Genomic DNA, 13,825 nt, shown 5'->3' with positions numbered 1-13,825 from the left:
CGTCGACGCTGCACTGCATCGGCTTTCTGCTTTTCCTTGGTTTTTTCTGGCTATCCACAATGAGCTGATCACGATGCACTCGCAGGTTCTCACGCCACTCAATATTGCTGTACTGACCGTTTCCGACACCCGTACCTCGGCCACCGATGGTTCGGGGGATGCCCTGGCCGCAGGGCTGGAGGAAGCCGGGCATGTGCTATATGCCCGGGCCATTGTGAAGGATGACATCTACCCATTGCGGGCGGTGCTTTCACAGTGGATTGCTGATGTTGACATTCATGCGGTGCTGATCACCGGCGGCACCGGCTTTACCTCCCGCGACTCTACCCCTGAGGCGGTACAGCCGCTGTTAGACAAAACCATTGCGGGCTTCGGTGAGCTGTTCCGTCAGCTCTCCTATCAGGAAGTGGGGACTTCCACCATTCAGAGCCGCGCGCTGGCAGGCGTTGCTAATCGTACCCTGATCTTCTGCATACCGGGTTCGACCGGCGCATGCCGTACCGCCTGGCGTCACATTATTCGTGAGCAGCTGGATAGCCGTCACCGCCCCTGCAACTTTGTGGAAATGGTCATGCCACTGACACAGGCCACCACCGCGCCGCATTGAGCTGCGCCCAGTTAAAGGCAGAGGAGCTGACGCCCTGCTGGGCGCCAGCTCAGGGTTAAATGCTGAACCGCGCAATCCACTGTTGCATCTCTTCGGCGCGTTTGGCCACCAGTCGGCTTTGCTGGGCGATATGCTTGGAGCCGCCGTCCGTTTGCTGGGCAATAGTGGCGATATTGACCAGATTGCGGCTCATTTCTTCCGCCACACAACTTTGTTGCTGTACGGCCGTGGCGACCAGGGTATTCATGTCGCGTATTTCACTGATCTTGCCTGCGATCACGTCGAAGTGCGCGCTGCTCTCTTCCGTTTGCTGCACGCTGCTTTCTGCCTGCTGGAGGCCCTGCCGCATGGAGTGCACCGCATCCTGACAGGCTTGACGCAGACGCTCGTTAAGTTGGGTGATTTCTTCCGTCGATTGTCGGGTGCGCATCGCCAGCGTACGTACTTCGTCAGCGACTACCGCAAAACCACGACCCTGTTCACCTGCCCGTGCGGCCTCAATAGCCGCATTCAGGGCCAGCAAGTTGGTTTGATCGGAGATGGAAGTAATCTGTTGCAGGATCACTCCGACCTCTTCACCCTGCTTTTCCAGCATGGTAACGGTGTCGGCAGAAGCGGCAATTGAGCTGGCCAGTACGCCAATCTGTTCAATATTTTTCTGCACCAGTTGCTTGCCTGCCTGGGCCCGGTCACTGACTTCCTGTGTGGTTCGGGCAGTGTTGGTGGCGTGTTGCGATACCTCCACCGAGGTGGCGGCCATTTCCTGCATGGCGGTAACCAGCAGGTGAGTTTCATTATTCTGCTGTTCCACGCCCTTGCTGCTTTGCTCCGCTGCAGCCGACAGTTCGGCACTGTTTTGGTCAAGATGTGATGCTTGCTCACGAACGGAGCCAATCAGCTGCTGCAGGCTATCGAGAGACTGGTCAAGGCACTGGCTAAGCTGGCCCAGCTCATCCCGGGCATGGTGGTTCAGGCGGCAGGTCAGGTTGCCTGCGGCCATCTGTTCGATAACCCCAAGGGCGCGGCGCAATGGCAGGCTGATGCTGTGATTGATTTCGCGGCTGATGTAGGCAATGAACAGAAATGCGCCCACCAGAATGGCGATAAACTTGCGTGCCTCCTGCCAGAACAGCTCATCGACATCATCCAGATAGACCCCGGTAGCGGTGATCCAGCCCCAGGCCGGTGCTTGCATGGCATAGGTCAACTTGGGCACTGCAGTGGTCTGGCCACTCTTGCTCCAGTAATACTGACTGGACGCTTCCCCATGTTGCCGGACTTCCCTCACCAGTGGCGGCAGAAAAACGTTGCCGCTGGCATCCTTGATGGTACTGAGATTCTGGCCGTTGAGCGTGGGCAGCACCGGATGCATGACGAAGGTGCCCTGTTCGGACAGGATAAAAACATAGTTGTTGTCGGCATAACGCATGGCACCAATGGCTTCTTTAGCCCGTTGCTGGGCCTCTGCCAGGCTGAGAGCCCCCTGTCTGGCCTGGTCTGCATAGTAGCCAATCAGACTGGCAGCCTGTTCGGCGATGCCTTTGCTTTGTACCTGTCGTTCCTCAAGGATTTGCCCTTTCATCATCACCAGGTTGTAGCAGGCGGTGTAGATGACCAGTAAGGCCATGAGTAAGGTGAGCGACAGTATTTTTTTGTAGATAGAAATATCTTTGAAGAGCTTTTGCATGGTAGTGGCCCGCATTTCATCCTGTGCTCCGGACGTGTCGATTGCACGTGCACAGCATTCACTATTGATGTCTGATCTTTAACGTTTAAGAGTTGGCTGGTTATATTCCCTGGCAAAACCAGGTTGTTCAGGGGAAGGTCGATGGCCGCGCCAGCAACTCCCGAAAATGTGCATGGCGGTGCAGCGCCAGCGCAATAAACTGCTCTGCCTCCAGGGGGCGGCTGAATAAATAGCCCTGTAAGGTGTCTACGCCCAGGTCACGCAGAAACAGCGCCTGCTCCAGAGTTTCGACCCCTTCGGCCACGGTTTGCATACCGAGCGTCTGAGCCAGCACCACAATAGAGCGGACAATGGCCACCGCGTCAGCATTGTGTGGGGTGTCAGCCACAAAGGAGCGGTCGATCTTGAGACTGTCGATGGGCAGGCGGCGCAGATGGCTGAGGGACGAATAGCCGGTGCCGAAATCGTCCAGTGCCAGAGCAATGCCCATGCTCTTCAACTGCAGCAACTGCTGGATGGCCAGATCGGGATCTTTGGCCACGGCCGACTCGGTCAGTTCGATGACCAGTCGGGCCGGATCGAACCCCGAACTGTCCAGCGCCGACTGAATGTGAGGAATCAATTGTGGGTGCTGCAGGTCGAGCGCAGACAGATTGACCGCGATACTGATATGCAGACCCGCCTGATTCCAGGCAGTGGCAATCGCCAGCGCTTCGCGCAGCACCCAGGCGCTGAGGTGGGTGATCATGCCATTGCGTTCTGCCAGAGGGATGAATTCGTTGGGAGGCACCGAGCCCAACTGTTCGTCGTGCCAGCGTAGTAGCGCTTCTGCGCCCTGCAGACAGCCGTCGCGCGCGCCAACTTTGGCCTGCAGCGCCAGCGACAGGCCGTCGTTGCCCAGTGTCGAGCTGAGCCGTGAAACCACCTGATACTGACGATCCAGCTGTTCACCCAGTTTGCTTGAATAGAGGTTGACTCCACCGCCGGCATGGTGACTCAGGCCATCCTTGGCGGCCGCGTAGCCAGCACGTACTAACTCTTCTGCAGTGCCGGGAATCTCATCGCTGGTCACCAGCCCGGCGGCTACCACCAGATGCAGCTCTGCCATCTGCCAGGGGATCGGGCTGGTCAGGGTCAGCCACAGGTTATGGGCGACTGCCTGTGGATCATCGCCATCAATAATGGCGGCAAACAGTTCGCCCTGAATGCGTGCTGCATCGCCTTGCTGCCGCACCGCTTCACGGATGCGCTCGGAGGTAACGTTGATGGTATGCAGGGCGGCAGCAATACCATGGTGTTCAGCAATCTCGGCGAAGTCGTTAATCACCAGAAAAATCAGACTGCATGGCCGACTCTGCGCCTTAGCGGTATCGATCCGCTCCATCAGCAGATCCAGATTGGGCAACCCCGTCTGGGGATCATGGGTCGCCTGATGGCGCACCACTTCACGGATAATCGGACAGATTGTCTCTAACTCTTGCCAGGGGGGCGCCTCCTTCTCGCTCAGGGACTGAACCAGTTCACAGCAGAGCTGTGCCTGAGGTAACGGCGCAGGCAAGAGCCCGGAACTATGCGTCATGGGGGAAGCTCCTAGAAAGTCAGCTCGAAGCGACCATGCATCTGCTGTAAATGCGTGGCGGTCTGGCCTTGCCGGAGAACCTCAGGGGAGATACCGACGGCGGACATAGTGGGGTGATACATAACATTGTGCGACGTGCCAGATCGCTCAGCATCACGGTAGCCGCTGACCAGCGATGGATTGGGAGCAAAGTGGCGCTGCTGTTGAAATGCAGATGGGTTATTGCGCATGGGGCATTCTCATTTCGTGCATAGGTGGCGTCCGTGGTGAATGTCACCTGATATTCAAAGTGCTGTGTATGGCTGTTTGGGGGGCACCACGACGTCAGGGGCGGAGTAGCCAGAGGCGGCCACTTCCGGCCGGTACGGGAAGATATGCCGCTGAATTTGCCCATCATGACCATGCGTACGCTTTTCGCGGCCCGGTGGTGAGGTGATCACCACCGGGCCGAACCTGAACAGTCAGACTGTACGGTGTTGCTTTGTTTAATGTCCTACCGAAGCGGCATCGACGCTGCGACTGGCTTTAGGGGCCAGAGCAATAGCGCATGCGGCAATGAAGAAGATAATGGCGATGGTCTGCATCAGGCTGTTGGTGGCCAGCATCATGCTTTGCCCGGTTACCATGTTGTTGAACATCTCCCGTGCCATCTGCCCGGCCTCGCCAGGGGCGGAACTGATCAGGCTGTACAGGTCGCCAGAAGGGTCAACCACACTGGCCAGCTGGTCATGGGCAATATAGCGGCCGTCCTGCCAGAAGGTGGTCACCAGAGAAGTGGCGAAGGCACCGGCGATGGTCCGCACGAAATTCATCAGACCTGCCGCCGAGGCCATTTCCCTTTCTTCCACTGAGCCCATCGCCAGTCCGGTGATGGGGATGTAATACATCGGCATGCCTAGACCCATGACGAACAGCGGAATGCAGATCGACCAGTAGTCCATATCCGGGCTGGCAAAAGAGCGCCAGAGGGTGTCACAGCCGAGCCAGGTGCAGCCGATAAAAATCAGCCAGCGCGAATCAATGCGGTTCGACAGGTTGGCAGCGATGGGGGAGAAGATGACGGACAGCAGGCCACCCCAGGCCACCACAATGCCCGACCAGGTAGTGGTGTACCCCATGTTGGACTGCAGCCACATCGGCGTCAGTACGTTAAGACCGAAGAAGCAGCCGAAGGCCAGGGCGAGCACGACCATGCTGGCGGTGAAACCACGATGGCGAAAGACGCGAATATCGACTATCGGGTGCTCTTCGGTGAGCTCCCAGATAACAAAGCTGAGGAAGCCGATAACAGCCACCGCCGCCAGCACGCAGATTTCCTCGGAGGCGAACCAGTCCAGATCCTTACCTTCATCGAGCATGATCTGTAAGGCGGCGACCCAGACTACCAGCAGTACAAAACCGACCACATCCATCCGGTTTTTTACCAGAGGATCTTCATAGGCCTTGAGCAGCGCCCAGCTTGCCACACCAAACAGCAGCGCCAGAGGGACGTTGATCATATAGACCCAGGGCCAGCTGTAGTTATCGCAGATCCAGCCACCGAGCACCGGGCCGCAAACCGGGGCCAGCAGGCTGGTCATTGCCCACAGGCCGGTAGCCATCATCGCCTTATCTTTGGGGAATATACGCAGCAGCAGGGTTTGCGACAGTGCCATGATGGGGCCACCGGCCATCCCCTGCATGACGCGCATGAGCAGCAGCATATTGAGTGAGGTGGCCATGCCGCACAGCAGCGAAGCGATACCAAACATGAATACCGCGACTGCGAAGACCTTCACGCCGCCGAAGCGGGAAGTCAGCCAGCCGGTCATGGGAACGGTGATGGCTTCCGCAACGGCATAGGCGGTGATGATCCAGGTGCCCTGGCTGGTGCTGGCGCCCAGAGCACCGGCCATATTCGGCTGGGTGACGTTGGCGATGGTCATGTTGAGCACTGCAAAAAAGTTGGACATGGCCAGAATAACGGCACTGATCCATAGCAGGGCACCTTGCAGGGCGGGAGGATGGTGGGCTGCAGCGTTTGACATGATGAGCTCCTGATCAGGACTTGCTGTGCAGGTCGACCTTGGCGGTCATGGTCAGGCCGACACGCAGCGGATGCTGCTGCAGCTCGCTGGGATCAAGAGCAATACGAACCGGCAAGCGCTGTACCACCTTGATCCAGTTACCGGTGGCATTTTGTGCCGGAATCAGACCAAAGGCCGCTCCGGTACCACCGTCAAAACCTTCCACCACACCGTGATAGATCACGTCTTTGCCGTACAAATCGCTGATCAGCTCTACCTTCTGACCGGCTTTTACCTGTTTCAGCTGGATTTCCTTGAAGTTAGCCTCGACATACATGTTCTGTACCGGTACGACGGTCAGCAGCGGTGAAGAGGGCTGGACCCGCTGGCCCAGCTCCACCTGGCGTCGGGCGACAATGCCATCGACCGGCGAACGGATAATAGTACGGTCCAGATCCAGCTGAGCCTGATCACGCTTGGCACGGGCCAGCACCACCTCAGGGTTGTTGGCCAGCGAGGCATCGCTGATCAGTACCGCATTGGCCTGCTGGGCACCCATGGCCGCATTGCGGCTGGCGGTAGCTTGAGCCACCGCAGCCTTGGCGGCATTGACGTTGGCCTGGGCGCTGGCATAGGCATTCTGCACCTGAGTCAGCTCATCACCCGACACTGCCCCTGACTCCACCAGTGCCTTACGTCGCTGCAGGTCGATACTGGCGCGTTTCAGATCCGCCTGAGCAGAGGCCAGCTGTGCTTGTAACCGCTTGATTTCCTCATCAAAGGATGACACCTGATCACCCAGCCGGGCGTCGTTGGCCTGATAGCTTTTGACACGACGAATAGCACTGTCGAGATTGGCTTCGGCTTGCGCCAGGGCCAGTTTGGCGTCGGCAGGGTCAATCACCACCAGAATGTCGCCTTTCTTCACTGCCTGTGAGTCTTTCACAGCCACTTCGGCCACGGTACCCGTGACAGCCGACATGACCTGAGCAGATTCCACTGCGGCGTAGGCGTTATCAGTCTCCACGTATTGGGAGGCAACGATTTCCCAATAGCTCAGGGCGCTCGCGCCGGCGACGGCAACGGCCAGCCCCAGTGCAGCAAACAGGGCTTTACGGCGGGACGGTGGTGTCTGTACTGACTCAGGATTACCCATTTGGCTGTACTTGGATTCGTTAATGGTGGAAACCTTGATGGTGATATTGTCGATGGGCTTGTTCATGACTAAATCCTTGGCGGCGTGTTTGCTGTCGATTGGGCTTACTGGTGACTGGCGGATGATTGAGAGGCAGCGTGATAGCCTCCGCCCAGGGCTTTGATCAGGGCGACATCCAGAGCAAAGGACTGGCTCTGCAGATCAGCCAGAGCACGACGACTGGCGATGACGCCATCCTCTGCCGTCAGCACGGCTAAATAGCTGGCCAAGCCCCCTTCATAGCGGGCATCGGTCAACTTATAGGCTTCTTCTGCGGTCTCCAGTGCGGCCTGACGCTGTTGCAGCTGTGGTGTCAGCAAGTGTTGCTGGGTAACCGCACTGACGACGTCATGCAGTGCCTGCAGCAGCGTCTGGTTATAGCTGGCCACCGCACTGTCGTAGTCGGCTCGGGCTACACGATAAGCGCCCTGTAACTGGCCGCCCCGGAAAATGGGCAGGCTGATCGCCGGACCGATGCCCGCGATTTCGGAGCCGCCCTGAGTCAGCAGGTCCAGGCTACCCAACGACTGCATACCGACATAGGCACTGAGGTTAACGTTGGGCATAAAGCCTGCACGCGCTACCTCGATACCTTTGGCGGCGGCTTCCACCCGTTGACGTGCTGCGACCAGATCGGGACGGTGGCCAATCAGCTCAGCATCCAGATCAGAGGGCAGTGTTTGTTGCTGGCTCAGGTCGATAGTCGGGCGGGTGATGGACAAGGCCCGGTCCGGACCCACCCCGGCCAGCGCCGTCAGCTGGTAGCGTTGCATGACAATGGCCTCATCGGCTGCCAGCAGATCAGCCTTGGCTTCTGCCAGCCGCGATTCGGCCTGACGCACACTGGCCATGGTTTCCAGACCATTGCGCTGGCGGCTCTGCAGTAAGGTCAGGCTGTGCTGACGCACGGTCACTGCTTGTTGAGCCGCATCGCGATCGGCATGCAGACGAGCCAGTTCGGCATAGGCGGATGCTATGGCAGTGGTCAGCACCAGTCGGGTCTGGGCCGCTTCGGCCTGAGCTGCTGCCAGTTCCGAGGTGGCCGCAGCGACTGCCGCACGGTTTTTACCCCAGAAGTCGAGTTCATAACTGAAATCCAGTGCGGCCCGTGAGGCATTGTTGAAGTTCTGAGGCACCACCGCCTCGGGCACACCATTGTTGTAGCTCTGTTTAAGGCGACTGACGCTGGTATCCAGATTGACGGCGGGCAGCAGGCTGGCACCGGCCTGCTGTGCATAGCCCGCTGCTTTGAGGATACGTGCACGGGCGGTCTGCAGATCGGGTGCATCCTGCAGAGCTTGCGCTATCAGTTCATTAAGCTGGGGATCGGCATAGCGCTGCCACCAGCTCTGCTCGGTCCATGGAGATTCGGTGTTAGACATAGGTAGGCTATTTGACAGGCTGTGTTTGCTGGGCAGTTGCTGTGTTGTGTTCAGTTCTGGCAGCTGGCCCAGATCGGGAACGCTGGCGCAGCCAGCCAGGGTTACGCCCAGCAGCAGTGCCAGGCAGCAATGGTTAAGCGGAGGAAGACGGTTATGGGGTAGAGGTTTCATTTCTGGTGCTCATAACTTAACTTATGGGTTAAGTTATAATCCTTGTATACGAAGTCTGTCAATGTTAAATTTAACTCAATAGTTAAGTTATGGAGGCCGAATGAGGATAAAAAGCGAAACTAGGCGTAAGGCTATTGTGCAGGGAGCATCGGAAGTCTTTCTGGAGAAGGGCTATGCACCAACCGTAATGGCTGAGATTGCGTCGCGGGTAGGGGTGTCGAAGCCTACCCTCTACAGTTACTTTCCGTCTAAGGAGGAGCTGTTTCTGGAAGTGATCAAAACGCTGGTGGCAGAGCGTCTGTCATCGGCCTTTGAGCCGCTGATTGAGGGCCAGGATCTGAGCGACATTTTGCAGACCTTTGGCCAACAGTATCTGACCAATGTGCTGAAACCGGACATCGTCACGCTACGTGGCATCATGATGACGGAAGCACAACGCACCGGCATTGGTCCGCGGCTGTATAAAGAAGGTCCGGGGCAGGAAGTAGATAAGCTGGCTTTTTTTCTGGCCAAGGAGATGCTGGCCGGGCGCCTGCGTCCAGGTCGACCCGAAACGGCGGCAGCTCATTTGCTGGGCATGTTTGAGAGCGAGTATCAGGAGTTCATGCTGGGGGCAACGGATACCCTGCCGACACAGGAGCGAATTAATCAGTCAGTGGCGGACGCGGTATCCATGTTCCTGCGTGGCTATGCGCCGTAACAGTGGTACTGCATTAGTTATCACCGTTACGCCTTACCGTACACCACCACGCAGTTGCGCCCCGCCGCCTTGGCCTGATACAGGGCTTCGTCAGCAGTGCGTATCCAGTCGGTGCAGCAGAACTGCGGGGTTGACTGACACTCCGCCACCCCGGCGGAGAAGGTGTAGCTAAAGCCGGGAGCAATGCTTTCCAGGTTTTCCCCGGCGAGCCGTTGTTGCAACCGAGCAATGACGGCCCGGGCGCTGTCCTGGCTGGTTTCCGGTAGCAGCAGGGCGAATTCTTCGCCGCCCAAACGGCCGACTACATCATTTTTGCGCAGCTGCTGCGTCAGCACCTCGGCGAAATGACGAAGTACATCATCGCCCTTGAGATGGCCATAGCCGTCATTGATCTTCTTGAAGTGGTCAATGTCGATTACTGCCAGACTGGTGGCATGGCCGTAGCGGTGCGCGCGCTGGCATTCATTGTCCAGCTGCTGCATAAAATGGCGGCGGTTGGGGAGGCCAGTCAGCTCGTCGGTCATGGCCTGTCTGGCCAGCTCAATCTGCGCTTTCTGTAGTGCGAGTTCGACCCGCTTGAACAGGGTAATGTCGTTGCAGACCAGCACGACTTCGCCATCCGGGTTGAGCTGTTCTGTCATCAACAACCAGCGCCCATCAACCAGCTCTACCTCATAGTTGCGGAAGGGCGCTGAACGGTACTGGCTGTGAATATAGGCCAGCCAGTCCTCCAGTTTGTGGGTGTGGGCTTTCATGCCTACGCCGGTAGTAAACATCCAGCTCAGCAGGTCATCGTAGCTCTGCTTATATACCGGACAATTCTGCAACCCAAACGCATTGAGAAAAGCCTGGTTATAGAAGATGACCTGATCTTTGGCATCCAGTACCGCGATGCCGTTTTCGCTGGCGGCGATATGTTCGATCAATACCTTTTGCAGATGCTCGTTCGTTTTGATGTCCACGGCGGTGTCTACCTTTTGTCGTTATCAGGTCATGGCATACAGCGATGTGACAGTGGTGGCGTGTTTACAATCTCGCGAGCAGTTTCTGGGCAAGGTGAAAAGAGCAAAGGAGGTAGCGTTCTTTGGGTGAATGCGTATCCGAATGTCTTTTCACACTGCGTGGAGCATGCTGCAGATCGTAAGCACGTTATAAGGTGGTAGGCGCTGGAGGGCAGAACGTCAAGGGGGTGGCGTGGGGTTCGTCATTAATGACGTTGATCGGGGCGGAAGTACGCAGCACGCAGAAGAGTGGGGATTAGCAGGAAAAACGGCGGCCCATTATCGGGCCGCCGTTTTCGTTATGGCTGCGAGCAACGTGCTATCTGCCGATCAGGCTCACAGCACCAGACCGACAATGGCCGCCGACAGCAGGCTGACCAGTGTTGCGCCGTAAACCAGCCGGAAGCCAAAGCGTGATACCACGTTGCCCTGGCCTTCATGCACGCCTTTGATGGCGCCCGCGACGATGCCGATAGAGGCAAAGTTGGCGAACGACACCAGAAAGACCGACAGAATCCCCAGTGCGCGGGCAGAGAAATCAGCGCTGATTTTCTGCAGCTCCAGCATGGCAACGAACTCATTGGAGACCAGTTTGGTCGCCATGATGCTGCCTGCTTTCAGGGCTTCCTCAGCGGGAATGCCGACCACCCAGGCCAGCGGATAGAACACATAGCCCATCAGCTGCTGGAAGCTCAGGCCGAAGATGGCGGAAAACAGCGCGTTGAGCAGGGCAATCAGGGCGATAAAGCCGATCAGCATGGCCGCCACAATCATGGCGACACGGAAGCCCGCCAGAATATATTCCCCCAGCATCTCAAAGAAGCTCTGCTGCTCATGCAGGTGGCTGAGCACCGGCTCGGGCTCGTCAGCGGGGTGATAGGGGTTGATCAGCGACAGGATAACGAAGGTGCTGAACATGTTGAGCACCAGCGCCACCACCACATAGCGTGGCTCAATCATCGACATATAGGCGCCGACGATAGACATGGACACCGTCGACATCGCCGTGGCGGCCATGGTGTACATGCGGCGCGACGACAGCTCACCGAGAATGCCCTTGTAGGCGATAAAGTTTTCCGACTGCCCCAGCAGCAGGGAGCTGACCGCGTTGAACGACTCCAGCTTGCCCATGCCATTCACCTTTGACAGCACGGTGCCGACACCGCGAATGATCAGCGGCAGAATACGGAAGTGCTGGAGGATACCGATCAGCACAGAAATAAAGATGATCGGGCACAGCACCTTGAGGAAGACAAAGGCCTGACCCTGGCCGCTCATATTGCCAAACACAAACTCGGTGCCTTGGCCTGCATAGGCCATCAGCGCATCGAACATGCGCGCCACAGCATTGACGGCCGTCAGGCCGTATTCGGCGTGCAGGAAGAACCAGGCCAGCGCGGTTTCCACCACCAGCAGCTGCAGCACAAAGCGGGGACGAATCTTGCGACGGTCATAGCTGACCAGCAGCGCCAGGGCGAGGATCACCACCAGCGCCATCACGAAGTGAAGGAGTGAGGAGAGCATTCCAGGGAGATTCCAGCAATGAAGAAGGGGCGCTATTTAACCACAGGGCGGGCTTGCTTTCATGCGCGGGAACGGCATATTCCGTCCGGCTGGTTAAATTTATGCAGCGTTTTTTTATCTGCTCTGGCGGAGGGGAACCGATAAGTGAACTAGGGTGGATTAACTTCCCCATGCCTCTAGAATAACCCGCTGAGCACCCGCGATTGACCCGATAGCCAGTTCATCGACAACAATTCCAACAGAGGACCTATCTGCCATGTGGCGAGCATCTGACCACCGTTACGAGTCCATGACCTATCACCGTTGCGGACACTCCGGGCTGAAACTGCCAGCGCTGTCACTGGGGCTATGGCACAACTTCGGCGAAGACACGGCCGATGCCAGCAAGCGCGCCATCTGCCGCAAAGCCTTTGATCTGGGCATCACCCACTTTGATCTGGCCAACAACTACGGCCCTCCCGCAGGTTCCGCCGAAGAGGCCTTTGGCCGCATTTTAAAGACCGACTTTGCCGGTTACCGGGATGAGCTGGTGATCTCCACCAAGGCGGGCTACAACATGTGGCCCGGCCCCTACGGTGAGTGGGGCAGCCGCAAATACCTGATTTCCAGCTGTGATCAGAGCCTGAAGCGGCTGGGGGTGGATTACGTCGATATCTTCTATTCCCACCGTTTTGACCCGGATACGCCGCTGGAAGAAACCATGATGGCACTGGACCAGATTGTCCGCTCCGGCCGCGCGCTCTATGTCGGCATCTCTTCCTACAACTCACAGCGTACCCGCGAAGCCGTGGCGATTCTGCGTGAGCTGGGGACGCCCTGCCTGATCCACCAGCCCAGCTACTCCATGCTTAACCGCTGGGTGGAAGAGGATGGCCTGCTGGATACGCTGGACGAACTGGGCGTGGGCTCCATCGTCTTTTCCCCGCTGGCGCAGGGCATGCTGACCAGCAAGTATCTGCACGGCGTGCCGGAAGGCAGCCGCCTGACGCAGGGCAAATCCTTGCGTGAAGAGTTTCTCAGCGATACCGTGCTGGACAATATTCGTAAGCTCAATGCCATTGCTGAGCGCCGTGGCCAGACGCTGGCGCAGATGGCCATCGCCTGGGTGCTGCGCGGCGGACGGGTCACCACCGCACTGATCGGCGCCAGCCGCCCTGAACAGGTGGAAGACTGCGTGGGTGCGCTGGCAAACCGTGATTTCACCGCGGAAGAGCTGGCGGAAATCGACCGTTATGCCAATGATGCCAATATCAATATCTGGGCGGCATCAGCAGAGCGTCCGGGGCCAGCCAGAAAGAAATAGCGGGTAGGGTAAAGCGTGGATAAGCAAAGGGAGGTTGGTGCCTCCCTTTGTGTTTTGTGTGGCTTGGTGACGGTATATTCACTTACCCAGTGCTATGCCTGTTTCTCGAAGTCTATTACGTTCTGTTGGCTTTCTTTATCAAGCTCTTCTCGCTGTTTCTCCAGAAATGGGGCTCCTTTTACACGATCATATAGCCTTAATAAACGGCTTTTAGCTCGTGCAATTACGACTTGGTAATCCAATGGCTGAATAGTGCATCTGTCGTTGTTTTCTTTTCTCGCATCACGTTCAAAAGGGTCTATTTCGCTACCTAATACAAAACAAGTTACTTTGGTATCTCTGCTGATTAGGCCTTTCTTAAGTAGTTCACTCACATATTTCCAACATTGGGCCTTCTCATCTGTGCTTATTGCAATTCCAGGTTTTTTTAGCTCTACTACAACCAGTCGATCAATGCCAACTTCGCCACCTTCTTCGTCATATTTATGGTATGAGTAGGCTTTGTTGCATAAATAGAGCACAGCTTACAAAGCCCCTTTCCCCAGACGAATTTATGGCATACGCACCGTCATCGGTGTCCCAAGCTGCGTGAAGCGGTTCAGGATGGCTGCTCGCACCTGCAGTTCGGCCACCTGACGTTCGAAATCTTTCGCTCTGTCTCGCTGATCCA

General features: G+C 57.2%; 12 protein-coding genes and 1 pseudogene. 3 read left to right on the top strand and 10 right to left on the bottom strand.

Annotated features, from left to right (window positions below; all coding sequences use genetic code 11):
- The first annotated feature begins 73 nt into the window (after positions 1-73).
- Positions 74-607: a molybdenum cofactor biosynthesis protein B gene (gene moaB, locus WH50_RS23000; protein WP_110189539.1), complete on the top strand. Its 534-nt coding sequence runs from the start codon at positions 74-76 to the stop codon at positions 605-607.
- 55 nt (positions 608-662) lie between these two features.
- On the opposite strand, the gene WH50_RS22995 is transcribed toward moaB, so the two are convergent.
- From WH50_RS22995 to WH50_RS22970, 6 genes are all read right to left on the bottom strand, one after another.
- Positions 663-2,294: a methyl-accepting chemotaxis protein gene (locus tag WH50_RS22995; RefSeq protein WP_165838534.1), complete on the bottom strand. Its 1,632-nt coding sequence runs from the start codon at positions 2,292-2,294 to the stop codon at positions 663-665.
- Positions 2,295-2,421: 127 nt separating this feature from the next.
- Complete coding sequence (locus WH50_RS22990) at positions 2,422-3,873, bottom strand: putative bifunctional diguanylate cyclase/phosphodiesterase (RefSeq protein WP_110189537.1); 1,452 nt, start codon at positions 3,871-3,873, stop codon at positions 2,422-2,424.
- Between the two features lie 11 nt (positions 3,874-3,884).
- Complete coding sequence (locus WH50_RS22985) at positions 3,885-4,103, bottom strand: hypothetical protein (protein ID WP_110189536.1); 219 nt, start codon at positions 4,101-4,103, stop codon at positions 3,885-3,887.
- A 255-nt stretch (positions 4,104-4,358) separates the two neighbouring features.
- On the bottom strand, positions 4,359-5,900 hold the full coding sequence (locus tag WH50_RS22980) for a DHA2 family efflux MFS transporter permease subunit (RefSeq protein WP_110189535.1): 1,542 nt from the start codon (positions 5,898-5,900) through the stop codon (positions 4,359-4,361).
- Between the two features lie 13 nt (positions 5,901-5,913).
- Entirely contained in the window at positions 5,914-7,101 is a 1,188-nt protein-coding gene (locus tag WH50_RS22975) for an HlyD family secretion protein (RefSeq protein ID WP_207780445.1), read from the bottom strand.
- Positions 7,102-7,139: 38 nt separating this feature from the next.
- Positions 7,140-8,627 carry an efflux transporter outer membrane subunit gene (locus WH50_RS22970; protein ID WP_110189534.1) on the bottom strand — a complete coding sequence of 496 codons (1,488 nt, stop codon included), beginning with the start codon at positions 8,625-8,627 and terminating at the stop codon, positions 7,140-7,142.
- 100 nt (positions 8,628-8,727) lie between these two features.
- Between WH50_RS22970 and WH50_RS22965 the strand changes: the two genes are divergently transcribed.
- On the top strand, positions 8,728-9,327 hold the full coding sequence (locus tag WH50_RS22965; RefSeq protein WP_110189533.1) for a TetR/AcrR family transcriptional regulator: 600 nt from the start codon (positions 8,728-8,730) through the stop codon (positions 9,325-9,327).
- 26 nt (positions 9,328-9,353) lie between these two features.
- Here the strand turns inward: WH50_RS22965 and WH50_RS22960 are convergent, their stop codons facing one another.
- Positions 9,354-10,289 carry a sensor domain-containing diguanylate cyclase gene (locus tag WH50_RS22960; RefSeq protein ID WP_110189532.1) on the bottom strand — a complete coding sequence of 312 codons (936 nt, stop codon included), beginning with the start codon at positions 10,287-10,289 and terminating at the stop codon, positions 9,354-9,356.
- 375 nt (positions 10,290-10,664) lie between these two features.
- A complete protein-coding gene (locus WH50_RS22955) occupies positions 10,665-11,852 on the bottom strand; it encodes a NupC/NupG family nucleoside CNT transporter (protein ID WP_207780444.1) in 1,188 nt (395 codons plus the stop codon).
- A 256-nt stretch (positions 11,853-12,108) separates the two neighbouring features.
- On the opposite strand from WH50_RS22955, the gene mgrA reads away from it, so the two are divergent.
- Complete coding sequence (gene mgrA, locus WH50_RS22950) at positions 12,109-13,155, top strand: L-glyceraldehyde 3-phosphate reductase (RefSeq protein ID WP_110189530.1); 1,047 nt, start codon at positions 12,109-12,111, stop codon at positions 13,153-13,155.
- A gap of 92 nt (positions 13,156-13,247) precedes the next feature.
- Here mgrA and WH50_RS22945 read toward each other — a convergent pair whose 3' ends face one another.
- Positions 13,248-13,676, bottom strand: coding sequence for a hypothetical protein (locus WH50_RS22945; protein WP_110189529.1), 429 nt, complete (start codon positions 13,674-13,676; stop codon positions 13,248-13,250).
- A gap of 30 nt (positions 13,677-13,706) precedes the next feature.
- Positions 13,707-13,825, bottom strand: a pseudogene (locus tag WH50_RS22940) (IS5/IS1182 family transposase); the annotation flags it as partial.

The sequence above is a fragment of the Pokkaliibacter plantistimulans genome, from assembly GCF_003194385.1.
GTDB classification, from domain to species: Bacteria; Pseudomonadota; Gammaproteobacteria; order Pseudomonadales; family Balneatricaceae; genus Pokkaliibacter; species Pokkaliibacter plantistimulans.
Note: the sequence above shows the minus strand (reverse complement) of the source record. Positions and strands in the feature narration are given on the sequence as shown.

Excerpts from the sequence above, each read along its gene's own strand:
- moaB (WP_110189539.1), top strand. The coding sequence starts at position 74 with ATGCACTCGCAGGTTCTCACGCCACTCAATATTGCTGTACTGACCGTT.
- WH50_RS22995 (WP_165838534.1), bottom strand. The coding sequence starts at position 2,294 with ATGCAAAAGCTCTTCAAAGATATTTCTATCTACAAAAAAATACTGTCG.
- WH50_RS22990 (WP_110189537.1), bottom strand. The coding sequence starts at position 3,873 with ATGACGCATAGTTCCGGGCTCTTGCCTGCGCCGTTACCTCAGGCACAG.
- WH50_RS22985 (WP_110189536.1), bottom strand. The coding sequence starts at position 4,103 with ATGCGCAATAACCCATCTGCATTTCAACAGCAGCGCCACTTTGCTCCC.
- WH50_RS22980 (WP_110189535.1), bottom strand. The coding sequence starts at position 5,900 with ATGTCAAACGCTGCAGCCCACCATCCTCCCGCCCTGCAAGGTGCCCTG.
- WH50_RS22975 (WP_207780445.1), bottom strand. The coding sequence starts at position 7,101 with ATGAACAAGCCCATCGACAATATCACCATCAAGGTTTCCACCATTAAC.
- WH50_RS22970 (WP_110189534.1), bottom strand. The coding sequence starts at position 8,627 with ATGAAACCTCTACCCCATAACCGTCTTCCTCCGCTTAACCATTGCTGC.
- WH50_RS22965 (WP_110189533.1), top strand. The coding sequence starts at position 8,728 with ATGAGGATAAAAAGCGAAACTAGGCGTAAGGCTATTGTGCAGGGAGCA.
- WH50_RS22955 (WP_207780444.1), bottom strand. The coding sequence starts at position 11,852 with ATGCTCTCCTCACTCCTTCACTTCGTGATGGCGCTGGTGGTGATCCTC.
- mgrA (WP_110189530.1), top strand. The coding sequence starts at position 12,109 with ATGTGGCGAGCATCTGACCACCGTTACGAGTCCATGACCTATCACCGT.